The sequence below is a fragment of the Paenibacillus konkukensis genome (assembly GCF_023523925.1).
In the GTDB taxonomy this organism is placed as follows: Bacteria; Bacillota; Bacilli; order Paenibacillales; family NBRC-103111; genus Paenibacillus_S; species Paenibacillus_S doosanensis.
Window position 1 is genome coordinate 6,892,993 of sequence record NZ_CP027059.1, and the last position, 23,547, is coordinate 6,916,539.

General features: G+C 55.9%; 19 protein-coding genes and 1 pseudogene. 15 read left to right on the forward strand and 5 right to left on the reverse strand.

Annotated features, from left to right (window positions below; translation table 11 throughout):
* Positions 1–98: 98 nt before the first annotated feature.
* Positions 99–794 carry a FadR/GntR family transcriptional regulator gene (locus SK3146_RS29925; RefSeq protein WP_249862209.1) on the reverse strand — a complete coding sequence of 232 codons (696 nt, stop codon included), beginning with the start codon at positions 792–794 and terminating at the stop codon, positions 99–101.
* Positions 795–1,286: 492 nt separating this feature from the next.
* On the opposite strand from SK3146_RS29925, the gene SK3146_RS29930 reads away from it, so the two are divergent.
* The 4 genes from SK3146_RS29930 (at position 1,287) to SK3146_RS29945 (ending at position 6,986) form a co-directional block, all read left to right on the forward strand.
* Positions 1,287–2,777 carry an FAD-linked oxidase C-terminal domain-containing protein gene (locus SK3146_RS29930; protein WP_249862210.1) on the forward strand — a complete coding sequence of 497 codons (1,491 nt, stop codon included), beginning with the start codon at positions 1,287–1,289 and terminating at the stop codon, positions 2,775–2,777.
* Between the two features lie 115 nt (positions 2,778–2,892).
* On the forward strand, positions 2,893–4,215 hold the full coding sequence (locus tag SK3146_RS29935; protein ID WP_249866485.1) for a (Fe-S)-binding protein: 1,323 nt from the start codon (positions 2,893–2,895) through the stop codon (positions 4,213–4,215).
* Between the two features lie 462 nt (positions 4,216–4,677).
* Complete coding sequence (locus SK3146_RS29940) at positions 4,678–5,814, forward strand: DGQHR domain-containing protein (RefSeq protein ID WP_249862211.1); 1,137 nt, start codon at positions 4,678–4,680, stop codon at positions 5,812–5,814.
* Entirely contained in the window at positions 5,814–6,986 is a 1,173-nt protein-coding gene (locus SK3146_RS29945; protein ID WP_249862212.1) for a DNA sulfur modification protein DndB, read from the forward strand. The genes SK3146_RS29940 and SK3146_RS29945 overlap by 1 nt, the downstream gene beginning before the upstream one ends.
* A 151-nt stretch (positions 6,987–7,137) precedes the next feature.
* Here SK3146_RS29945 and SK3146_RS29950 read toward each other — a convergent pair whose 3' ends face one another.
* Both SK3146_RS29950 and SK3146_RS29955 read right to left on the reverse strand, forming a co-directional pair.
* Positions 7,138–8,127, reverse strand: a complete 990-nt coding sequence (locus tag SK3146_RS29950) for a formylglycine-generating enzyme family protein (RefSeq protein ID WP_249862213.1) — start codon at positions 8,125–8,127, stop codon at positions 7,138–7,140.
* Between the two features lie 101 nt (positions 8,128–8,228).
* Positions 8,229–9,440, reverse strand: coding sequence for an ROK family transcriptional regulator (locus SK3146_RS29955; RefSeq protein WP_249862214.1), 1,212 nt, complete (start codon positions 9,438–9,440; stop codon positions 8,229–8,231).
* 243 nt (positions 9,441–9,683) lie between these two features.
* Here SK3146_RS29955 and SK3146_RS29960 point away from each other — a divergent pair, with 243 nt between their 5' ends.
* From SK3146_RS29960 to SK3146_RS29985, 6 genes and pseudogenes are all read left to right on the forward strand, one after another.
* Positions 9,684–10,418 carry a class I SAM-dependent methyltransferase gene (locus SK3146_RS29960; protein ID WP_249866486.1) on the forward strand — a complete coding sequence of 245 codons (735 nt, stop codon included), beginning with the start codon at positions 9,684–9,686 and terminating at the stop codon, positions 10,416–10,418.
* 11 nt (positions 10,419–10,429) lie between these two features.
* Complete coding sequence (locus SK3146_RS29965) at positions 10,430–11,407, forward strand: MBL fold metallo-hydrolase (protein WP_249862215.1); 978 nt, start codon at positions 10,430–10,432, stop codon at positions 11,405–11,407.
* 397 nt (positions 11,408–11,804) lie between these two features.
* Positions 11,805–13,451: a spore germination protein gene (locus SK3146_RS29970; RefSeq protein WP_249862216.1), complete on the forward strand. Its 1,647-nt coding sequence runs from the start codon at positions 11,805–11,807 to the stop codon at positions 13,449–13,451.
* Positions 13,451–14,571 (forward strand): annotated as a pseudogene (locus SK3146_RS29975) (GerAB/ArcD/ProY family transporter). The gene SK3146_RS29970 and the pseudogene SK3146_RS29975 overlap by 1 nt, the downstream one beginning before the upstream one ends.
* Complete coding sequence (locus SK3146_RS29980; RefSeq protein WP_249862217.1) at positions 14,540–15,778, forward strand: Ger(x)C family spore germination protein; 1,239 nt, start codon at positions 14,540–14,542, stop codon at positions 15,776–15,778. Before SK3146_RS29975 ends, SK3146_RS29980 begins: the two are co-directional and overlap by 32 nt.
* Before the next feature lie 85 nt (positions 15,779–15,863).
* Positions 15,864–16,049: a CLC_0170 family protein gene (locus tag SK3146_RS29985; RefSeq protein ID WP_249862218.1), complete on the forward strand. Its 186-nt coding sequence runs from the start codon at positions 15,864–15,866 to the stop codon at positions 16,047–16,049.
* A 125-nt stretch (positions 16,050–16,174) separates the two neighbouring features.
* Here the strand turns inward: SK3146_RS29985 and SK3146_RS29990 are convergent, their stop codons facing one another.
* Positions 16,175–16,693, reverse strand: a complete 519-nt coding sequence (locus SK3146_RS29990) for a phosphatidylglycerophosphatase A family protein (protein ID WP_249862219.1) — start codon at positions 16,691–16,693, stop codon at positions 16,175–16,177.
* A gap of 324 nt (positions 16,694–17,017) precedes the next feature.
* Between SK3146_RS29990 and SK3146_RS29995 the strand changes: the two genes are divergently transcribed.
* The 3 genes from SK3146_RS29995 to SK3146_RS30005 all read left to right on the forward strand — a co-directional run bounded on the left by SK3146_RS29995 (position 17,018) and on the right by SK3146_RS30005 (position 19,669).
* A complete protein-coding gene (locus tag SK3146_RS29995; RefSeq protein ID WP_249862220.1) occupies positions 17,018–18,064 on the forward strand; it encodes a GerMN domain-containing protein in 1,047 nt (348 codons plus the stop codon).
* A gap of 197 nt (positions 18,065–18,261) precedes the next feature.
* A complete protein-coding gene (gene rph / locus SK3146_RS30000; RefSeq protein WP_249866487.1) occupies positions 18,262–19,026 on the forward strand; it encodes a ribonuclease PH in 765 nt (254 codons plus the stop codon).
* The gene (locus tag SK3146_RS30005; RefSeq protein WP_249862221.1) at positions 19,007–19,669 is read left to right on the forward strand and encodes an XTP/dITP diphosphatase; all 663 of its coding nucleotides are present in this window, start codon (positions 19,007–19,009) and stop codon (positions 19,667–19,669) included. The genes rph and SK3146_RS30005 overlap by 20 nt, the downstream gene beginning before the upstream one ends.
* 108 nt (positions 19,670–19,777) lie before the next feature.
* On the opposite strand, the gene asnB is transcribed toward SK3146_RS30005, so the two are convergent.
* A complete protein-coding gene (gene asnB / locus SK3146_RS30010) occupies positions 19,778–21,622 on the reverse strand; it encodes an asparagine synthase (glutamine-hydrolyzing) (protein WP_249862222.1) in 1,845 nt (614 codons plus the stop codon).
* 400 nt (positions 21,623–22,022) lie between these two features.
* On the opposite strand from asnB, the gene SK3146_RS30015 reads away from it, so the two are divergent.
* Together SK3146_RS30015 and SK3146_RS30020 are read left to right on the forward strand one after the other, a co-directional pair.
* Positions 22,023–22,367 carry a hypothetical protein gene (locus tag SK3146_RS30015; RefSeq protein WP_249862223.1) on the forward strand — a complete coding sequence of 115 codons (345 nt, stop codon included), beginning with the start codon at positions 22,023–22,025 and terminating at the stop codon, positions 22,365–22,367.
* Between the two features lie 218 nt (positions 22,368–22,585).
* Positions 22,586–23,503: a hypothetical protein gene (locus SK3146_RS30020; protein ID WP_249862224.1), complete on the forward strand. Its 918-nt coding sequence runs from the start codon at positions 22,586–22,588 to the stop codon at positions 23,501–23,503.
* Positions 23,504–23,547 lie beyond the last annotated feature (44 nt).

Sequence of the window (23,547 nt, forward strand, 5' to 3'; positions counted from 1 at the left end):
TATTTTTCATTATGGTCCAGTTAACATATTTAGTCAACATAAAAGTTTAAAAAATAGGTAAAGGCCGAGCAAAAAACCTGCCATAAAGGCAGGCGGATTTAACCCCGAAAATCGTTCAGGCGCTCCAAAACTTGCTCGACTTTACGCAGATGCTGCGCCATTCGCTGCTTGGCCGCGGAAGCGTCTCTACTCCGCACCGCCTCGACGATATGCCGATGCTCTTCGGAGAGCCGATCCGTCGCGCTTTGCTCGGCGAACAGCCAGAGCCTGCGGCTTTCTATCATCACGGGCCCCATCGAGGAGAAGAGCGATTCGAGCGCCCCTTGGAGCAGCGGATTGCCCGAGGCGCCGGCGAGCGCTGTATGGAAGCGGATGTCGGCCTGTTCAAGCGCCTCTTCGTCGGCGGTGGAAGCCATCGCCTGCAAAGCGTCGTCCAGCTCGCCGAGCTGCGCTTCCGACCTGCGCGAGGCGGCGAGGCCGGCGCTTTCGGTTTCGAGAATAAAGCGTAATTCGAGCCATGCCTTCAGCTGCCGCACATCGCTGATTTGCGGCGGCTGCCAGAGCGCTTGGGACTCGCTTGTCTGCAGCACGAACGTCCCCCCTCCGTGCCGCATATCGACCCAGCCGTGCGCTTTCAAGGACATTAGCGCTTCGCGGATCGTCGAACGCCCGACGCCGTAAATGACGGCCAGCTTTTCCACGGAAGGAAGCCGGCTGCCGACCGGCCATTCTTCCTGCCTTATTCGTTCCCGAATGGCGTCGGCTACTACTTCATAGGCTTTACGAATCATCATGGCTATGCACATCCTTATATCATTTCCCGGCCGCTTTGCTGGCGGAAGGGCGGTTGTAATTAGACGGAACAATAAAAAAACAAAAACTGCGTTCTGCAGCGGGAGCGGACCCGCGTCCGGGGCGGCGCTTGCGGCTGCGCGGCTAGTGCACAGTGTACTGCACTTGACGGCATGGAAGCAACCCGCGCCCATGCTGCCGGCTGCCAGACTGACGCGGGCACCCTGCTGAACTCGGCAAAGCGCAGCGAACGTTCCCGGGTCGGGGCGGGGGCGTGGCGCCAGTGCTTCAGGCGTATTGGCCGCGGTGGACGTTAAGGCAAAGCATAAGCGCGGCCGGTACTTGTACCGGGATTTTCGGCTACAGGCGGTTTGGGCCGCATGATCCGATTGACACTTGGCAAAAGCTGCTTTTATAATAAAGTCATCAGATGACCTGATTAAAATTATATAAGAATCGGCAAGATTACACAAATGAATGCAGGAGGTATTACCGTGCTGGAGCAATCCGTTCGCGAGCAATTACAAGCTATTGTCGGCCCGAAATGGTTCAAGGATGACTCGGAGTCGCTCGTTTCCTACAGTTATGACGCAACGCCGCTCTACCAGTCCATGCCGGACGGCGTCGTATTTCCCGCTTCTACCGAAGAAGTGTCCGGCTTGATGAAAGTATGCGCCGAGCATAAAATTCCCGTCATCGGACGGGGAGCGGGCAGCAATCTGTGCGGCGGCGTCGTTCCCGTACAGGGAGGCATCGTCATGGTCATGACGAGAATGAACAAGCTGATCGAGATCGATCAGGATAATTTGACCGCCACGTTCCAAACGGGGCTTAACACCAAGCAGTTTCATACGGCCGTCGAGGCGGCCGGATTGTTTTACCCGCCCGATCCGAGCAGTATGATTATATGTACGATGGGCGGCAATATCGCGCTGGGAGCCGGAGGACTGCGGGGACTGAAATACGGGACGACCAAGGACTATGTCATCGGCCTGGAGGCCGTGCTCGCCAACGGCGACATTCTGCGGACCGGCGGCAAGCTCGTCAAGGATGTGGCCGGCTACGATCTGACCCGCCTGCTGGTCGGTTCCGGAGGCACGCTGGCCATTTTGACCGAGGCGACGGTAAAGCTGGTGCCGAAGCCGGGATTTCGCCGGTCGATGGTCGCCATGTACAGCGATCTCGGCTCTGCGGCGCGCTCGGTTTCGCAAATCGTGGCGAACCGGATTACGCCCTGTACGTTGGAGTTTATGGATAAAGCGACGATTCGCGTCGTCGAGGATTTCGCCCGGATCGGCCTGCCTGTCGATGCGGAAGCGATTCTGGCCATCGAGCAGGACGGCGACGAGACGATCGTCGAGCGCGATTTACGGCTGATCGAGGACATTTGCCGCAAGGAAGGGGCCATTCAGGTCAAGGTGGCAGCCACGCCGGAGGAAGGGGCCAAAGTGATGGAGGCGAGGCGCAGCGCGCTGGCGGCGCTTTCGCGGCTTCGCCCGACGACGATTCTTGAAGACGCGACCGTTCCGCGCTCGAAAATCGCCGAGATGGTGCTGGAGGTGCAGCGCATCGCCGCCAAATACGACGTGCAGATCTGCACGTTCGGTCATGCGGGAGACGGCAATCTCCATCCGACGGCGATGACCGACGCCCGCGACGAAGAAGAAATTCACCGCGTGGAAAAGGCGTTCGAAGAGATATTCGAAGCGGCGATCCGCATGGGCGGCACGATTACCGGAGAACACGGCGTCGGGCTCGTCAAAGCGCCTTTCCTGGAATGGAAGGTCGGCGCTTCCGGAATCGATATTATGAAGCGGCTGAAGGATGCGTTCGATCCGGATCATATTTTGAATCCGGGCAAGCTGTTTGCGGAGACGCGCAAACGGATCGTATTTACGGAGCCGCAGAACGAAGGCGAAGGCGACGGCTCCGCAAGCGGACAAACGGCTGCGGGGCAGGATCGACCGGACGGGAGGGAGGCGTAAGATGGCGACGGCATCGAATTTGGGGACGCAAAGCGCTCCGGCTCAGCGCCGTCCGGAGAACAAGCTGGCCGAACGGCTGAAGCTGACGCTGGATACGGATCAGCTGACGAACTGTATGCGCTGCGGCTTTTGCCAGACCGCCTGTCCGACCTTTAACGAAACCGGCCTGGAAGCGGCTTCGCCGAGGGGCCGCATCGCGCTGATGAAGGCGGTGGCGGACGGCTTCATGGAGCCGGACCAAAGATTCAAGGAGCAGATGGATCTGTGCCTCGGCTGCCGTGCCTGCGAACCGGCTTGCCCGTCGGACGTCAAATACGGGCAGCTGATCGAGCAAGCGAGGGAGTCAATCGCTGCCGAGACGGACTATCCGTGGCATGTCAAGGCGATCCGGACGCTGTTTATGGAGCGTCTGTTCCCTCATCACGGCAGGATGCGGGTGCTCGGCGGAATGCTGAAGCTGTATCAGCGCTCGGGGCTGCGGAAGCTGACGCAGGCAAGCGGCGTCATGCGCCTGTTTCCCGAGCATATGCGGCAGATGGAGGCGATTTTGCCGGATGCTTCCGGCGACGGCGTGATCCGCGCCTGGGCCGGGCTCGGCCTCCCGGCCGCCTGGGAATCGGCGCAAGGCGGCGGCCGCCTGCTTGTGATTCCCCCGGCCGGGGACGGCCCGAAGCGCGCCCGCGTCGGCTTGTTCCGCGGGTGCATCATGGATGTGCTGTTCACGTCGACGAACGTGAACACGATCAAGCTGCTCCGCGAGGCCGGCTACGAGGTCGTCGTTCCGACCTCGCAAACCTGCTGCGGAGCGCTGCATGCCCACGCGGGCGAAACGGCGTCGGCGAGCCGTCTCGCCCGCGAGAATATCGACGCCTTCGCCGCAGCCGGCGTCGATTTCGTGGCGAGCAACGCCGGCGGCTGCGGCGCGAGCCTGAAGGAATACGATCATCTGCTGCATGGCGATGATCGGTATGCGGAGCGGGCGGAAGACTTCGCCCGCCGGGTCAAGGACGTCGCGGAGCTGCTCGTCGAGCGGGGAGAACCGCTGCTGCCGCTTCGCCAGCTGCAGCGGGATCAGGCTCAGGTGGTCACGTATCAGGATTCGTGCCACCTTCGCAATGTGATGCGGGTGCAGCAGCAGCCCCGCACCCTGCTGCAATCGATGCCGGGCGTGCAGCTGCGGGAGCTGCACGGGGCGGATCGCTGCTGCGGATCGGCGGGTATTTACAATTTGACGCAGCCGCAAATGTCCGCCGACGTGCTCGATCATAAAATGGAGCATGTGGGCGATACGGAGGCGCAGTATATCGTGACGGCCAATCCGGGCTGCCTGCTGCAGATGAAATGGGGCATCGAGCGCGCAGGGCTCGGCGGCACGATGAAGGCCGTGCATCTGGTCGATTTTATGGCCGAGGCGCTGGAAGAACGGGACGGGCGCTGACTTAAAGGACCTTGCGCCAAAAGGCCGGGATTGACTTCATCTGTGTCCGTTGAAATTGCTGCTCGCTTTTTGTACAGTCACACAGCCCGCAAACGAGGCAGAAGAGAGCTGTCTGCCCCGTAGAGAGGCTGGACGCCGGCCGAGTCGAAGCTTGATGCGGGCGGAATCGTCTTAGAAGCATCAAGTCATCGCCGGGGATGTTCTTTCCTTTTTTCCAAGCTTGCCAGGCCGTTTCTATATCGTTTAGAGGCGGTGCGGGTAAGCTTTTTCGTTCTGCTCCAAATGTCAAGAGCAGTAATGCAAGAATATCATGCTTTATTTCGGAATAACTTTTAGAAATCAAGTAATATTCTGCCTAAATACTGAATGTTTCATGATATTTCGGTGTATAATGGAACTATATGAACCTATTATAGTAATATATATCTATAGCAACATTCCAAGCTGAGGAGGAAAGAAACAATGGATCCAATTTCATCTCTGTCGGAACTGTTGGCGGAGCAGAAAGCATCATCCTACATCGAGATCCCGGGAGCCGTTTCCAGAACGTTCGGACAAACGACCTTGTCCACTACTTTGCCGATGAGCAAGCTGTTTTCGATCTATGAGGTCGACCTTGAGGTGCAGCGCGCCATCGTTCCGCAAAATCTATCCAAGCTGATGGATTACATCATGCTGTATCTCGATCATCAGCAGGGCATTTATTTTCCGGGGATTATTCTGTCTGCCAGAGGAGCGGGAGAATATGACGCCGATCAGCAAGTATACCGTTTGCAAGCGATAGAAAAGCTGTATGTCGTCGACGGGCAGCATCGGCTGGCAGCGTTCCGCCGTATTATGGAAACGCTGCAAAGCAATATGGCCCGTGCCAAAGACCGCCGGGAATACGACCGGATGGAGGAAATTACGGAAAAGCTGAGCAAGCTGTACACCTTCCCGATGTCGACGATGATTTATTTGGACATTAACGCCCGTCAGGAGCGTCAATTGTTCTCCGATATCAACAAGCTCCCGCGTAAAATCGGCGGCAACCTGGCCGTGCTGCGCGAACAGCGGAGATTTTACCATGTGCTGGCGACCCAGCTTGCGGAGCAGGCGCCGGCCATGAGAGCCATTTCCGTCGATATGTTCACCGAACGGGGCAAGGGACCCGAGTTTCTGTTCTCGTACCACCTGCTCGTGGAAATTTTATGCGGCTTGTTCGAGGGCAGGCTGAAGTCGGCCGCCCGCAACAACGGCTACTATTTCGCAGATCAGGATATCGAGGAGCATATGAAGCTTGCTTCCTATTATTTCGATACGATGCTTCGCCATTTGCCTGAGCCGGAGAAAGGCGTTCTTTGCTGGTCGGAGAACTTGCAGATCGCTCTGGCGATGTTCTTCCATGATGAAGCGACGAAGACGGGCAGCTTCAACCGTTACGCATTGGATTATGCGATGAAAATTTTACCGCATATCGATTGGGACGCAATTTATGCAGGCGACGAGAAAGACCGTCTTCCCAGACGCTCGCGTATCATGAAAGCTTACCAATACATTAAGGATTTTTATCAGGAGCACCATCTGTTCTTGATTCGCGATAAGGAGGATGCCGGTTAATGGACGGACTTTGCCTGAATATGACGATTCACCCGTTTTGCGAGAAGTTTGGGCTGGCCACAGTGGCCATCCAAGTGCAGGATTTATTGAATTATACGACGATCGATCCGATGGTGCAGCGGAAGCTGAGCGCCGGACAGCGCCGTAAAATTTCCAATTATTTGCAAGAACGCGAGCTGGACCGCGTCTTTTTCGGACCGGTTACGTTGTCTTTGCGTGAGGTCAGCTCGCTGGCCAAGACGGAGAAAGGTCTGTACCTGCGTCCCGGCTCCAAGCTGAGCATTTTGGATGGGCAGCACCGGATTTTGGCCCTCGGCTATGTGAATGAGCAAATGCTTAAGGAAGTGCGCAGCCATGAGAAGAAGGCGGCCGCACTAAAAATCAAGCAGCGCCGTTCCCCCGATAACGAGGAGCTTAAGCAAGAGCTGGAGCAGATGGAAGGGCTCGTCGAGCAGATCGAGCGCCGCCGTCTGGAACTGGTGGAGAGCGAACTGGCCGTTCAAATTTATATCGGTCTCAGCGAAGAGGAAGAGAAGCAGTTGTTCGGAGACATTAACTCCAAGGTTCAGCTTGTGAGCAAGGAGCTCGGCCATTCATTCGACAGCATCGATCCGCTCAATCTGGTTATTCAGCAGGTCGTTGATCATAACGTATTCCTGAAAGCGGCAGGAGTGGAGAGACGTGCGAACCTGACTTCGTACAACAAAAACTTCACTTCGTTCAGTTGGCTGTATTCGACGGCAACCATGCTGTTTACAGGCAAAATGCAGCCGTCCTACGAAATGGTCCGCAAAATTCGCCAGGACCCGTCGGCTTATATTGAAATTTTGCATCAGTTTTACAGCACGCTGCTGCCGCTGATGCCGGAGCAGCCGGGATTGCCGCAGTACAGCTCGGCAAGCCGCGCGATGCAGGAAAGCATCGCCTTGTACGCGCACAATCATCTGTTCCAAGACGGAAAATATACGAAAAACTGGACTGCGTGTCTCAGCATTTTCGAAGGGTTCGACTGGTCTCATGAAAATGAGCATTTGATCGACCGCTTCGGCATTTTGGATAACGGCAAGCTGAATCTGATTCATGAGAAATCGCTGCGCAAGCACGGCAAGCTGGTCGCTCTGTTCCGCGAGCTTCACGGCGAACCGGTGGAAGACGAAGCTTCTACCGCCTGATCGGCGAATAACAGCTTGGCCGAAAAAGCCCTGTCTGATCTTCTTCCTGCAATTAGGAGGAAGGAATCGGACAGGGCTTTTATGTTTGCCGAAAGCTTAACTACAGGCAAGCCGTTTCCCGGCGATCGCCGGGCGCTCCTTCGGCTGTCGCTTATTTCGCATCGGCCGCACAGCGAAAGCCCATATTGCCCGCCGAGCTGTCCGGCGTGTTGGAGCTGCGTGCGGCGACCCGGTAGCGGTTGCAGTACGATTTATGGCACAGATAGGAACCGCCGCGCATGACGCGCGAAGTGCCGCGATCCGGTCCCTTCGGATCGACCCGGGGGCCTTCGATATGCCAGGTCGGGCTGAACCAGTCCCCGCACCATTCCCATACGTTGCCGGCCACATTGTAGAGGCCGAAGCCGTTAGGCTTGAAGGAGCGGACCGGAGCCGTTCCGGCGTAGCCGTCGCTCATATTGTTTTTGTCCGGGAATTTCCCCTGCCAAATGTTACACAGATGCTCGCCGTCGGGCTTCAGGAGATCGCCCCAAGGATAGCGCTTCTGCACAAGTCCGCCTCTTGCGGCGTACTCCCATTCGGCTTCGGTCAGCAAGCGCTTTCCCGCCCATTTGCAATAAGCGGCGGCGTCGTTCCAGGAAACGTGGATGACCGGATGATCCATGCGGTCTTCGATCGAAGAATCGGGGCCTTCCGGGTGGGCCCAGTCCGAGCCCTCGACGTTCCACCACCACGGCGTGCGCTGTACGACGTGCTTGACTTTGGCGGCCGTCTCTTCCGAGACGAACAGATGGAACACGAAAGACCATCCGAAGCGCTCCGCATCCGTCTTGTAGCCCGTTGCTTGGACGAATCGGGAGAATTCGGCGTTGCTGACCGTACACGGATCGACGTAGAAGGGGGCGACGGTAACGGGGCGCACGGGCCCCTCGCCGTCCTGCGGGAAGCCTTCCCGGTCGTCCGTCCCCATAAGGAATTCTCCTCCGGGCAAGTAGATCATCCCTTCCAGGGGATTAGGGGAAGTCAAGCGGCTGTCTTGCTGGTCGAATCGTTTCAAGCTGTCCGCAGATATGCTTTGCGGAGCGGCTTGCGCTTCGCTTCGGCTGGTGGAGCAGCAGGATGGCTTCGTCTGTTCGTTCATAGCGAGTTCCTCCTAGGCTAAGTAATGTTTGCGGTTTCACAGTCATGCGATTTCCGGCGAAGCGCATCCGGCCGCCGGCTTGTGCGAACCGCCGGATGTGCTCATAGTTCCGTCAATTGATTGATCATCATAATGGCCGCCCCGGTAACCAGCGCCTCTTCCCCCAGATGTCCCTGGCTGAATACTACTTGATACGCTGGATAGTAGTACGTGTTGCGAATGGCCACGCGAGTCGCTATCTGGAAAAAGCTGGGATCGCTGCTGATCAAGGAGCCGCCGAGTATGACTTTCTCAGGATGCAAAATATTCAGCAGATTGGACAAGCCGATGCCGAAGTAAGTCGCCGCTTGGGAAAAAATTTCCACGGTTAGCGGGTCATGCTCCTTTAACCCTTGCAGCAGATGAGTGTAGTTGATTTTCTCCGGATCGGCTTCCTTATAGCGAAGAGAGCTTTCTCTACCTTGCTTCAACCGCGATTGAGCCTGCTGCTCCAGCGCATGGATGGAGGCGTATGTCTGCAGGCTGCCGAAGTTGCCGTGATTGCCGATCCGCGGCCCGTCGGTTTGAATGATCATCTGGCCTATCGAGCCCTCCATATCGACGGCGCCGTAAACGACTTTGCCGCCGGCCATCATAGAGGAGCGGATTCCTACGCCGAGATGCACATAGAGCAAATGACGGTAATCCCGGTTGCGATCCGACCAGGATTCGCCGATGATAGCCGTGTTGGCTCCGTTGTCGAGCAGCACCGGGATGCGCAGCCTCTCCTGCATGTAGCGCGCCACCTCTACATGACGCCAGCCTGCCGCCGGAAAGTAGAGCGGCTCCAGAATGATTCCCGTCGTACGGTCCAAAGGCCCGACGGCGCCGATGCCCATGCCGAGCACCGCGTCCGCTGCGATCTGATGCTTGTGCAGCATCCGTTCGGCCGCATCGGCGATGTCGCGGAGCAAACGGTCCGGAGTCATGCGCTCGTCCATCAACCAGCTTTCGGCATCCAGCTTGTTCATATGCAGATCGCAAAGAATCAGCTTCGAGCTCATGCGTGAAATATCCAGCCCGAACACATAGGCTGCGGTCGGGTTCGTTTGATACAGAATCGGACGGCGGCCTCCGGTGGATTCCCCGAAGCCGGCTTCCACAAGCCAGCCCTGATGGGTCAGCTCCTCCAAAGTGCGGGTCAGCGTGCTGCCGGTCATTTGGCTTTGTTCCAGCAGCTCGATTTTGGACACGGTGCCTTGACGACGCACAAGCTCGTAAATTTCCTTATGCTTGCGGCTGCCGATTTTCTCTTGAATAGGTAGCAAGCTCATTCTTAACCTCCGGGAGAACAACCTTTAGGAACCATACCTTCTATAAAGTTAGATTATACACCAGTCTTTAGCGCATCACCATAGCCGCTTGATCGCCCCAATCAGAAAAATGACGATGAATTCCCGTCCCGCGGATTGTGACATCCTTAGAAAGTTTGGTAAGATAGTAGCAATGCGGTTCAAGTGGCGCCTTCGGGCACAGCGACCGTCGCTGCAAGGATGGGAAGGAGATTGAAGAATACTATGTCGGATTGGTATCGAAAAAGTTTTGGAGACGACTATTTGTTAGTATACAAACACCGCGATGTGGAAGGAGCTTACCAAGAGGTCAAGAAGATGATCGAATGGCTGCAGCTTCCTCAAGGTGCCAAGGTGCTCGATTTATGCTGCGGTATGGGCAGACATTCGATGGCTTTGAACGACTTCGGGTATTCCGTTACCGGCATCGATTTGTCGGACGTGCTTTTGGCTGAAGCGGACCGGCTCAATGAGCGCCGTCAGGTCCGCTTTTTGCAAGGGGATATGAGAGAAGTGCCGCTGCAGGAGTCTTTCGACGCGGTCGTCAATTTGTTCACTTCGTTCGGTTACTTCGAGCAAGACGAGGAAAACGAACGGGTGCTGGGGGAAATCGCCCGTCTGCTTGCCCCGTCCGGCCAGTTCATCGTCGATTTTATGAATCCGGATTATGTAAAACGGCATCTGGTTCCGTTCTCATCCCGCCAAGAAGGCTTTTGTACGATTGAGGAAACCCGCCGCATCGAGGACGGCTTCGTCCGCAAGACGATCGTCGTGAGCGAACAGGGCTCTCCCGAGAGAACTTATCTGGAGCAGGTCAAGCTGTACGGACTGGAGCCGTTCCTGGCGATGCTGGATCGTGCGGGACTGGAAGTATCCGACGTATACGGGGATTACAACGCTTCCCCCTATGATCGCGAAACTTCCCAGAGAATGATATTCGTCGGGCGCAGGAAAGGGTAGGTCGGCAAGGCATGAACTTATATACGCTGCATAAGGACACGTTTATTCAAGTCAAGGTCCCGCTGCCGTTTCCGCTGCGCTGGGTCAACGCTTATTTGATCCGCGGTAAGGACGGCTATACGCTGATCGACCCGGGCTTACATACGGAGGCCGCCGAAGAGATGTGGGAGGCGGTGATGAAGGAGCTGGGCTTCGGTTTCGCGGATATCGAGCAGCTTGTGCTGACTCACCACCACCCGGATCATTACGGCTTGGCCGGGTGGTTCCAGGAGCGCTCCGGCGCTCCGGTTCGCCTCTCGGCAGTCGGCTGCGGACAGGTGAAGAGGCTCTGGGGAGAAGCGCAGCCGATGACGGACGAACTGCTGCGGCTGTTCGCGGCGCATGGCTTGCCTGACGAGCTGGCGGAACCGATGCGGGCGCATATGGATGATTTCGTCTCTATGGTTTCTCCTCAGCCCGCTTTGTCGCTCATTACTCCCGGAGAGCCGATCCGGCTCGGGGACGACGAATACGAAACGATTCATACGCCGGGCCATGCGGCGGGGCATCTGTGCTTTTACCGCAGGCAAAGCGGCGACATGATCTGCGGAGATCACGTCATTCCGCGTATTTCTCCTAATGTGAGCTATTTGCCGGGCGGTATCGACGAGAATCCGCTGCAGAGCTTTCTGCAAAGTCTTGAGGTGATCGGACAATACGACGTGACGACGGCTTATCCGGGGCATCGCGATCCGTTCCAGACGTTCGGGCAGCGGACGCGGGAGCTTCTGGAGCATCATGATGCCCGGCTGGAACAGATGCGAAGCCTGCTGGAGCAGGGAGCCATGACGGCGTATGAAGTGTGCCGGGCAACCTTCGGCGACCGTTTGACGCTGCATCAGCTGCGGTTTGCCTTATCCGAGACACTGGCGCATCTCATTTATTTGCGCGACGCGCAGCGGGTGGAGCAGCTGGAGCGCGGCGCGACGGACATTTTTCAAACGATATGAACGACGGATGGCACATCCGCGGCTTTCTAACAGAGAGCTGCGGATGTTTTTTTGTTGTTTAGGAAATGATGCGCAGCCATATCCTGTGGACATCCGGGGGTTTCCCCGAAAGTAAAGTCTACCCATAGAACGATCCCAGAGGAAGGGTTAGACGCCGATCCAGCTTAGGCTGGATGCGGACGCAATAAGCTTCAGAGCATCACGTCACTTTTAGGGGATTTGTTCCTATGCGCTAGCCGTCTCCATGGCTTAGGGATGCGTTCGCGCGATAGACCGAGCCGGTCCTATAGGGGGGCTAACTTCGCATGGGGGGATGTTTGCTTCCCGGGCATAATGGGAATAATTACTGTAACGCGGGTGAATGACAGACAGCATGAAGCGTGAGGGGGGAGCCCGTTTGTCCATCTTGAAATGGTTCAAGCGCAAGAAGGAAGCCAAGCCTTTGGTTACAATCTCCGATCGGATTACGGAGACTCATCAGCATGAGAAAATTAACGGCAGTTTGAACGATGCGCTTGACTTTATCATCGGCATATTAGGAGAGAATGACGATTTTGTCATTCGCCGTTTCCGCGTCTTCGGGCATTACGAAGCGGTGATGTTCTACTTCTCCAATATGATCGATCAGGGCTTGGTGAACACCGATATATTGAAGCCGCTCATGTACTTGCCCGCTCATTTGGAGAATAAGCCCATTGCGCCCGGCAGGCTCACGGACGTGCTGCTGAACGAAACGTTATATCACAGCGAAGGCAAGCTGGAGAACAAGCTCATCAAATTGGTCGAAGCGATTTTATGCGGGCAAACCGTTGTTGTCGTGGAGGGACTGGATGAGGCTTTTTTAATTGGCACGCGCAACATCGATAAGCGTTCGATCGACCAGCCCGCTACCGAGATGGTCATCCGCGGCTCGCGCGAAGGGTTCATCGAGCTGCTCGGAACGAATATCGCCCTGCTTCGCTACCGGCTGCAGACGCCGGATTTACGCTTGCATACGATGGAAATCGGCCGAAGAACGCAGTCCAAGGTCGCGATTTGCTTCATGGAAGGAATTACAAATCGAGAGCTGGTGGACGAAGTGAAGAACCGGCTGTCCAAGATCGATATCGACGCCGTGCTGGATTCGGGATACTTGGAGCAGTACATCGAGGACAATCATCTGTCGCCGTTTCCGCAAGTGCAGTATACGGAAAGGCCGGATAAAGTCGCCGCCAACCTGCTGGAAGGGAGGGTAGCGATTCTTGTCGACGGTTCGCCGATGGCTTTGGTCGTACCGACGGTGTTCAGCCAGTTTTATCAGACGGTAGAGGATTATAACGAACGGTATTTGATGATGAGCTCGATTCGTCTGGCGCGGCTGGTCGCTCTGATTTTTTCCTTGATTTTTCCTTCCTTGTACGTCGCTATCATTTCGTTCAATCCGGAGCTGATTCCTACGGAGTTCGCGGTGGCGGTGGCCGGAGGCCGGGCCGGCGTGCCGTTTCCTGCGATCATCGAGGTGCTGATCATCGAGATTTCGATGGAAGTGCTGCGGGAAGCGACGATCCGCCTGCCGCAGCAGGTCGGCGGCGCGCTGTCCATTGTCGGCGTCCTCGTCGTCGGGCAAGCGGCGGTAGCGGCGGGTTTCGCCAGCCCGATTACGATCGTCATCATTGCATTGACGACGATCGGCTCCTTTGCAACGCCGGCTTATAACGCTGCGCTGGCTTTGCGGCTGCTCAGGTTTCCGCTTATTTTCCTGGGCGGCATCTTCGGCCTGTACGGTATTATGATCGGGCTGATCCTTATCGCGAATCATCTCCTTTCATTAAAGTCGTTCGGCATTCCTTATCTGAGTCCGCTGGTTCCGGGCAGTCTTCAAGGGATGAAGGATTTGTTGATCCGCGGTCCGCTGTGGTGGTTTAAGAAGAGGCCGACATTTTTGCAAACGATCGACAAGAGGAGAATCGACCCCGATGTAATGGATGATATTATGAACAGCTCCCATAATGTGCTGGACCCGAACAATACGAGCAGCAAAGACGGAGGAAAGGGCGGCCGATAATGAAATATTTTCGTCAGATCACCACGTTCCAGGCAACGACCGTTCTTGTCAGTACGATCATTGGGGTCGGCATTCTACCGCTCCCGTTGTTTGCCGTCAGGGAAGCCGATTCCGCCGCTCCGCTAGTTACATTGGTTGCCTCGCTGCTGGCCTTCCTCGGACTGTGTTTGATTACGCTGCTTGGCATGCGTTTCCCGGACAAGTCCATCATTTTATACAGCGAGGAGATTATCGGCAAATGGCCGGCCGCGATCGGCAGCGTTTGCATTATCTTCTTTTTCGCCATATTGACTTCGCTCGCCGCGCGCGAGTTCGGGGAAGTGGTTATCACGTCCGTACTGAAGCGGACGCCGCTGGAAGTGACGGTGGTGGTCATGCTGCTGCTGTCCGCCATTTCGACGCGACACGATATGCGCACCTTCGCCTATATCCATAATTTTTATTTTCCTATCCTGTTGATTCCGGCGTTGCTTATCGTCGCGTTGTCGCTGAAAAATGCCGATTTGATCAATCTGCTGCCCGTATGGCAGAGTCCGTCCGTTCCGATGCTGACCAGCGTCTTTACCGTAGCGGCCTTATTCCAGAGCTCCTTCATCATGACCATCGTCATTCCGGCGATGCGCGAGCCGAAGATGGCGATGAAAGCCAGCGTCTGGGCGATGATTATATCGGGGGGCTGTATATCACGATTGTGACCGCTACGATCGGGGTATTCGGAGCGGAAGAGACGAAGCTGCTCTTGTGGCCGACGTTGGAGCTGGCGAAGACGACGTCGCTGCCGGCCAACATTCTTGAACGGCTGGATGCGGCTTTCCTCGCGGTATGGGTGACCGCGGTATTTACAACGCTGATTTCCAGCTATTATTTAACGATCCGTGCGATGAGCAATTTGCTTCGATTGCGCGATCACAAGCTGTTTTCGTATTCGCTGCTGCCGTTCGTTTTCATCATGGCGATGCTGCCGGAAAGCATACTGCAAATGTACGAAATCATTCAGTATGTAAGCCGTATCGGACTCTTCATTACGATCGCATATCCCGGAACGCTGCTGATCATCGCTGTCATCCGCAAGAAAAGAGGGGATCGGGGTGGAGAAACGCCAATGGACGAACATCGTTAAGCTGACGGCGGCCGTGCTGCTCACCTTCCCGCTGCTTACCGGGTGCTGGGACCGTTTGGAGATTGAAGACCGCGCCATGGTGCTCGGCATTTCGGTGGATTCGGCCGATATCAAAGACGCGAATACGGAGGATCAAATATCGCATCTGCGCGGCAAATTCCCGGCGCCCAACAAAAACATGATCCGCGTCGCCGTTCAAATCGCCCTGCCCGGCAAAATTCCGCTCGGTCCCGGCGAGTCCGGGGCAGTCGGGAAAGGGGCGGAGGAAACGGTGTGGGTGATCAGCGTGGTTGGCCATACGATTGACGATGCCATTATGAACTTGCAGCAGCAAATTTCGTCGAGGCTGTTTTTCGGGCACTTGCGGATTATTGTCGTCTCCGAGAAGGTGGCCAAGCTGGGGCTGCAAAATTTGAACGATTATTTCCGCCGCAACCCGGAAGTGCGCAGAACCGCCTGGATGGCCGTCAGCAAAGGCGACGCCGAACCGATGATGAGAGCGGCTCCGAAGCTGGAGCGCGTGCCGACACTGTATTTGCTCTCCACCCTGGACGAAGCGGTCAAGCAGGGGAAGTTTCCGAACGATTTTCTGGGTATTTTCTGGAGCAACAGCTCCAAAAAGGGGCAGGAGGCGTTTCTCCCCTATATCGAGTTGACGGGCTCGCAAAGCGTGGAGCTGAAAGGCATGGCCTATTTCAAGAACGACAAGATGCTCGACAAATCGGAGCCTTTTGAAATCGCAGCTTATATGGGCATTAAAGGGCTTAATCCGGCAGGCTACCGGGCCTTCATCAATCTGGACAGCGATCCGGCCAAGACGGTCACGATCTTTGCGACTCACCGCCAATCCAAAATCGACGTTAAGATCCGGAACGGACGTCCTTTTTTCTCCATCAGCGTCTATACGGAAACGAATCTGGAGGAGAAGCTCAGCGAGAGTCTGGCTGCCAACAACTCCGAGCTGCTGCAGAGAATTGAAGAGGAGAATAAAAAATCGCTTATCAAAGCGTATCAAGGTCTGATCAAAAAAACGCAAAACAAAGGCTCGGATATTTTCGGATTCGGAGAATACGTAAGAGCCAAGGAGCCGGTATTCTGGAACCGGGAGATTCAAACCAAGGAGAAGTGGCAGCAGATGTACCCGGAGGTTCAAATGGAAATCAAAGTATATTCGAAAGTCCGGCGCGTAGGAATGAAGGCCAGATAAAGGCGGCGGGGGAGCCAATCCCGATGCTTGTCCGCCGGATCTGCCCGAAGGGGATGGTAATGTGATCGGAGCCTATTCCAGTTATATGATTTATTCGGTGCCGCTGCTGCTGTTAACGGGTGCTTATGTCCTGTTCATGGACGTGAAAGGCTATGAAATGGCGTCATTGGCCAAAGAAGCGAGGGCGGCCCGCTGGGTCGGCTGGATCAACTTGGCGATGGGCGCAGCGATATTCATCGCTCGTTGGGCGCTGCAAAAGTGGGGGTGGTAATGCAGGGAAACTGCAGGCTATGCGGCGCACGCGGGAAACGAAAAAAAGGATGTACCGCTCAGGCTTCAACATCAGCGGCCTGGGGGGCGCATCCTTTTTTTCTAAAAGTGCTGAACATCAAGCGGCTACTGCTGCTGCTCGGCTTCCTTCTCCGCTTGCTTGCGGTGCGCTATGCGGCTGCTCGCCGCCGCGGCGATCGCGCCGACGATGTCGTCGAGAAACGTATGCTTATGAGGTCCGTTTTTATCGTTCAGCATCTTGAGGATGCCGGGCTTGAGCTTGTCGATATAACCGAAATTCGTGAAGCCTATGCTTCCGTACACATTGACGATAGATAAAGCCAGTACCTCGTCGCAGCCGTACAGGCCTTCGTCGTTTTCCAGCATTTCCTGAAGCGGCGGAAGCAGCTTGCCTTCTTCGGCCAGCATGTCAAGCTGGATGCCGGTCAATATGGCGTTCTGCACCTCGCGCTTCTCGACGACCCGGCAGACGCTTTCCATGCATTGCTCCATCGTCAGGCAGGAGAAGTAATCCTTCTGCAAAAAGTAGGTCAGTTCAGCTATGTCCTCCAGGCGAACCCCTCTTTGGGTTAGCCACGTTTTGGCTGCTTCGGCGACTTTACCGGAATCGAGATTATAAGGCATGATGGATAACCCTCCTTTTAAATTTCGTTTCTGCTAGAGCTGAAAATAGTTTTTACCGTACCGCGAGGCCTGATACATGCCCCGGCTTGCGAGACGGGAGCGGCAGCCTTCCCGGTGTCCGTTCGCGCCGCTTGCGCAGCGGCTCAGCCCCCGTGCGGCCAATAATTAAATTATGGCTGCCCAGTATTATTTTAACACAAAGCCGGCGCTGAATTCACCGTAAAGGAAGAAGGACAAATTGTTGTCATAAAACTTGTCTCCCTCTCGTATAGTTGGAGTAAAGAGACAGGACAAACAACCCTTATTCTCAAGGAGGAATCATCCATGAAACAGTACAGATGGACACGGTGGGCGGCTGTAACGGGGATTGTCGTACTGCTGACCTCAGGTTGCTCGGCGCTTGGAACGAAGGAAAAATCGCAGTCGATCGATCCTCCGCCGACCGGAGCCGATGCCGGCGCCGATACGGCCAAGGCTGTGATGGCGCCGGCTATCCAAAATCCTGCGCCGGTTACCGTGTATGCCAGGGACACTAACGGGCTTGTAGCCCCCGTTTCGCTCAATGTGGAAAAGTCGGTTGAAGTAGCGAAAAAGGCGCTGGAGGCGATGGTTGAGGACGGGCCGTCCGCAAGCCAGCTGCCGGCCGGATTTACCGCGCTGCTCCCCAAAGGGACGACAGTGAAAGGTATTAATGTCGTCAAGGATCAGCAGATGGCCATCGTCGATTTTTCCAAGGAATTTACCGATTACAATTTGCAGGATGAACGTAAGATATTGGAGGCCGTCACATGGACTTTAACCGGCTTCTCCGCTATAGACAAGGTGCAGATTCGCGTGGAAGGCAAAGATTTGAAGGAGATGCCGGTAGGCGGAACGCCGCTGGATGAGCCGCTGTCCAGAGCTATGGGCATTAATCTGGAGAAGCCGGAGGGAGTGGACTACGGGCAATCGACGCCGGTGACGCTCTACTTCCTAGGGCAAAACCAGGACAACTACAAATACTATGTCCCGGTCACCCGTTTGGTGAAGCGTACGGATAACGTCGCCCAGGCCGTTGTGGAGCAGCTAATCGCAGGTCCGGACGAGAAAAAGGGGCTTTCGGCGGTGATGACGCCGGGAGCGGAGCTGAAACAGGTCAATATGGCGGGCGACGTCATTACGGTAGATTTCTCCGACAAGGTGCTGGGACCGGACAAAAAAGCGCCGGCCGACGCTTTGAAAGCGGTGGTGCTATCGCTCACGGAAAATGAAGGGGCTCAGACCAAGGTCCAAATCACGGTCAACGGCGATGCCAAAGTAAGCGCAAGCGACGATCAAAGCTACACCAAGCCGGTCAGCCGTCCGACGACGATCAACCCGCAAAAAATGTAATGGTAACGCAGAAGGGAGCCGGCCGGCTCCCTCTTCTTTTTCCCGCGGCGCAAAGGGAAAGGACGGCCTATTGGAACTCGCCCAATCACTCTGGTACAATGGTTAGGGTCAGATACATATAAGTTAAACCCGATAGGCGGGATTCGGCCGAAATGGACTCGTCCGTGACAAGCATGAAGGAGGCAATGAACCAAATGATGAGAAATGACGGCAGACAAACGGGCCAAACCCGTTCGGTTACCATTACGCCCCATTATAATAAGCATGCCGAAGGGTCGGTATTGATCGAAGTGGGAGAAACCAAGGTCATTTGCACGGCAACCGTCGAAGAAAGAGTACCTCCTTTTATGAAAGGCCAGGGAAAAGGCTGGGTGACGGCGGAATACTCGATGCTGCCGCGAGCGACCCAGGTGCGCAATCAGCGCGAAGCGGCCAAGGGCAAGCTTGGAGGACGGACGATGGAAATTCAGCGTCTGATCGGCAGGGCGCTCCGCTCCGTAGTGAATCTGGAGGCGCTGGGAGAGCGTTCGATCACGCTGGATTGCGACGTTATTCAGGCCGACGGGGGAACGCGCACGACTTCGATTACCGGGGCTTTCGTCGCCATGGCATTCGCCATTGACAAGATTGTCAAGGATCGGAATTTGTCCAAATATCCGATCACCGATTTTCTCGGTTCGGTCAGCGTAGGCGTCGTAAACGGCCAGGCATGTCTCGACTTGAACTATGAGGAGGACTCCAAAGCCAAGGTGGATATGAACGTCGTCATGACCGGGCTGGGCAAATTCGTCGAAGTGCAGGGCACCGGCGAGGACTCCCCGTTCTCGCGCAGTGAGCTCGACGAGCTTCTGGCGCTTGCCGAGACGGGCATTCAGTCTATGATCGCCGTGCAGACCGAGGCGCTGGGATCTGACATTGCCGAACGGATCAGGAGAGCCGCGCATGCTGAATCTAGGGTCTGAGGTCGTCGTGGCTACCCGCAACGCGGGAAAGGTCAAGGAGCTGGAGCCGCTGTTCCGGCAGCGGGGCATCGCTGTGAAAAGCCTGCTGGATTATGAAGAAATTCCCGAGATTATCGAGGACGGAGACAGCTTCGCGGCCAATGCGCTGATCAAAGCGCGCGCCGTTGCGCTGCGGCTTAAGGTGCCGGCGATCGCCGACGATTCCGGCCTGTGCGTCGACAGGCTGGGCGGCGAGCCGGGCGTATACTCGGCGCGCTATGCGGGAGAGCCCGCGAATGACGAGGCGAACAACCGGAAGCTGCTGGAGCGGCTATCCGAGCTGCCGGCATACGAGTCCGGCGGCCAAGGCGGAGGACCGCGCGTCTTGAGCCCGGCGCGCTTCGTATCGGCCATCGTTCTCGTCGATGCCGAAGGGCGCGTCGTCAGCGCCGTAGAGGGCAGCTGCGAGGGGCAAATTATCGCCGAACCCCGCGGAGACGGCGGCTTCGGATACGATCCGCTCTTCTTCGTTCCGGGTTTGGGGAAGACGACGGCCGAGCTGTCCGTAGAGCAGAAAAACGAGATTAGCCACCGCGGCCAAGCGATCCGCGCTCTGTGGAGCGATCTTGAGCGGATGGGCGCGGCGCGGCAGACAGCGGAATGATCGGGCGGAGAAGAACCGCCTTCTGTATACGCAAATAAGGATTGGTCCGAACGGGCAGGTATGATCTGCCGTCCGTCCAATCCTTATTTGACGCGCTGCGGACCGCTCTTACCGAACCGACACTTTATAATGGCGCAGCCAAGTGTCGACTTGAATGAGGTAGGCGAACATTTGCGGTCCGGTCATCAGCTGGCCGAACCAGGGCAGGTTAAACTGCGCGGCGTCCCCTTCGGCCAAGGTGCGAATTTTGGCCGCGTCGATGAACTGCAGGAGCGGGGACGAGGAATCGTCCAAAATTTCAAGCACCCATTTTTTCACCGCGGCCAGGTAATTCGGGTTATGCGTTTTCGGGTACGGGCTTTTTTTACGGGTCAGCACGTCTTCCGGCAGCACGCCGCGCAGCGCTCTGCGGAGAATGCCCTTCTCCCTGTCGCCCGACGTTTTGATTTCCCATGGAATGTTCCACACATATTCTACCAGACGATGATCGCAGAACGGAACGCGAACCTCCAGCCCCACCGCCATGCTCATCCGATCCTTGCGGTCGAGCAGCGTCGGCATGAAGCGGGTGATGTTCAGATAGGACATTTCGCGCATCCGGTTTTGCTGCTGGTCTTCTCCCGCCAGCCGGGGCACTTCAGATAACGCTTGGCGGTATCGTTCCTGTACGTACTGCTCCGGCTTCACCCATTGGACAAAATCCGGAGACAGCAGATTCACCCGGTCTTTCAAAGCCAGGGACCAGGGGAAGGTTCCGGCGTTCAGCGCCTCGTCGCGGTGAAACCACGGATAGCCTCCGAAAATTTCATCGGCCGCTTCTCCCGAGACCGCGACCGTCGCATCCTTCTTGATTTCGCGGCAAAATAAATACAAGGAGCCGTCGACATCGGCCATGCCGGGGAGGTCGCGGGCGTATACGGCGGTCTTCAGCGCTTCGACGAGCTCGGGGGTGTCGAATTCGATGAAATGATGCTGGCTGCCCAGAAACTCGGTCATTCGTTTGATCCATGGCGCATCGGAATTCGGCTGGAACGCATTGGCCTTGAAATGCTTATCGTTATCGACATAATCGATGGAATAAGTGTGAATTGTGCCCGCACCGGTTTCCTTATAATAGTTGGCGGCGAAGGCCGTCAGCGCGCTGGAGTCGAGCCCGCCAGACAATAAAGTGCAGATGGGAACGTCCGAAGCCAGCTGGCGGATGACGGTATCCTTGAGCAGCTCTTGTATGCGCTCGGCGGTCGCCTCCACATCGTCCTCATGGGGCTTGCTTTCGAGCTTCCAGTACGCGCGGATTTGCATTCCGCTGCGGTCGACCGTCATGCAATGGCCGGGCTTCAGCTCGGACATGTCCCGGTAGACGCCGTGCCCGGGCGTGCGTGCCGGTCCGACGGCGAATATTTCAGCCAGCCCGTCGCCGCTGATTTGCGCCGGAAAGTCGGGATGGGCAAGAATCGCCTTCGGCTCGGACCCAAACAGCAGACGCCCGTTCGAATAAGAATAGAAGAAGGGCTTTACTCCCAGCCGGTCGCGCACGAGAAATAGCGTCTGTTCGAGCGAGTCCCATACGGCAAACGCGAAAATGCCGTTCAGCTTGTCGACGCAGGCGCGCCCCCATTCGATAAACGAGACGAGCAGCACCTCCGTGTCGCATGTCGTCCGGAAGGCGTGGCCCCGCAGCTCCAGCTCTTTTTTGAGCTCAGGAGCGTTGTACAGCTCGCCGTTATAGACGATGGTGAAGGTGTTTTCGCCGACTTTACGGATCATCGGCTGCGCCCCGTTCTCGGGGTCCATGACGCTCAGCCGCCTGTGGCCGAGCGCGCAATGCTGAGTGATCCAAGTGCCCGAGGCGTCCGGACCCCGGTCCGTCAGCTTATCTGTCATGCATCCCAGGACGGACGGATACTGGGTTAAGTCTTTTTGCCAATCAATCCACCCCGTTATTCCGCACATGGCCTTCATTCCTCTCTCGATAGTTTGTTTCTGAAGCAGGGACAAGCGTGTCGACATTTGGTAGGATGATGTTAAAGGCTATGCTTTGTCTCGGGAGAAAATGTCTGTCCATGCCTGTAGGAAAAGATAGACAAAAATCGAAATACCGTTTACACTATGCGTTAGCGGTCCAATACAAGTCCGCGTAAGGATGAATAGAACAAGAGCGATTGTCCCACTCTAACCATATGGCGGTTGGGAAGGGAAGAAGAGGTTCACAAGCGACGCTTCTGTTTATCTTCTTGGCCAATATGGCCGATGCGGTGCTAACGGATATCGGGCTAAGAACGATTTATCGCAATGTTGCCGGAAAGCTGCAAAGCCGACCGAACCGATCAAGAAGAAGAGGTGGTCATACGTTATGAAGAAAACCAAACTATCCAAGCCACAAACCCAATACAAAGAGGCCAAAGAGCACTTTGAGAAAGTGAACGAGGCTTTTCAAAATAAGCTGGCAACCGTTCAACTGCTTGGCGTTGTGAATCAAGAGAAGCTGGAAGAGCTGATCGAGCAGACGGGATTGCATACCGCTCTAAACGAGCTTGGCGCCGCCGAGAAAGTGCTGCTTGAATGGTCGCATCAAGAGATTCAAAACGAAAAGGATTACTTGCAGAACAAGGACGCGGTAGACCGCATGTATGCTTTCATCGATCAAGATCCTAACATTAAAGCCAAGCTGATCCAGGCGGCGATGAAGATTTACTAGGGCGCGGCTTTGCTCCTGCATTAGCGGAAGGAAATCTCCTTTCGCTTGTTTTTTTGTTGACAGCCGGAAGGCTTCATTCGCCGGTTTTGATTTATTGGCATGAATGGGGTAAACTGACTTTCATGAGAAAAACGTCTGCCGAGCAATGATGGGAGCAGGCGAAGGCGATGAATTCGAGCCCGAGGTTTTTGCCCGGAAGTCAGTTAGGTGGTGCGCTTTTGACCGATAAATTAAGTGATAACGTCATATTATTCCCAAAGACCGTTGAGTTTTACCAGTTTGAATTGACGCGGATGCTGGAGACGGAACGATACGGGGAAGCGATCCAGCTGCTCCGTTTTTTGCTTGCCTGTCAAAGCCGCGAGGAGCGCGTCCGGGAAGAATGGCAAGCACTGCTGCAGTGGCTGCAGACAATGTTTCCAGACTCCGCGCTGCCTGCGGAAGCAGGAGAGGACGAGCCCGAGCTGACCGAGGCCGATTTGTTCCGCGAGCGTATGGCCGAGAGGGAACGCGAGGACAGCGGCTATGCGCTCCGGCTGCTGGAGCGGCTGACGAGCGCCGATTCGGTGGACAATCAGCTGCTGGCGCTGGATCAGCTTGCATACCTGGAGCATCCCGACATTAACGGCAGGCTCAGCCGTTGGCTCTCTTCGGAAGAGCTGCATCCGCTGATTCAATACAAAACGCTGCAGACCCTCAAGCTCAGAGGGATGACGGGCACGGTCCGCTTTGCGAAAAATGGCGAAATCGTGCTTGCGGATGTCGAAGAGACGCCGGCAGATTTCGATCAGTTTCCGTCGCATATTAACGAAATCAGGGATCGTATTCAGGAAATGAGCCATACCAATCATCCGGCGCTCGCTTATTTTGCGCAGGAGACGTGGAATGAGTTTCTCGCCTATGTGTACGGTACGGCGCAGTACCGGCAGCTGCTGAGAATGGAGCGGGACAGTGTGGACGCCTGGGCCGCAGCGCTGCATCTGGTGCTGCTGGAGCGGCTGTTCGACAGCGGCGACAAGGATGAAATATTTGAGCTGTATGGCGTAACGAACGATCTCGTGTTTCAATGGGAGCAGGCCTATCGCGTCATGCAGCAGTTTGCGGCGGCCGTATTTTCCGGCAAATTGGCGGATTGAATTATTTTCGGCGAACCGAAACTTGAAATGCGGAGGGTATATGT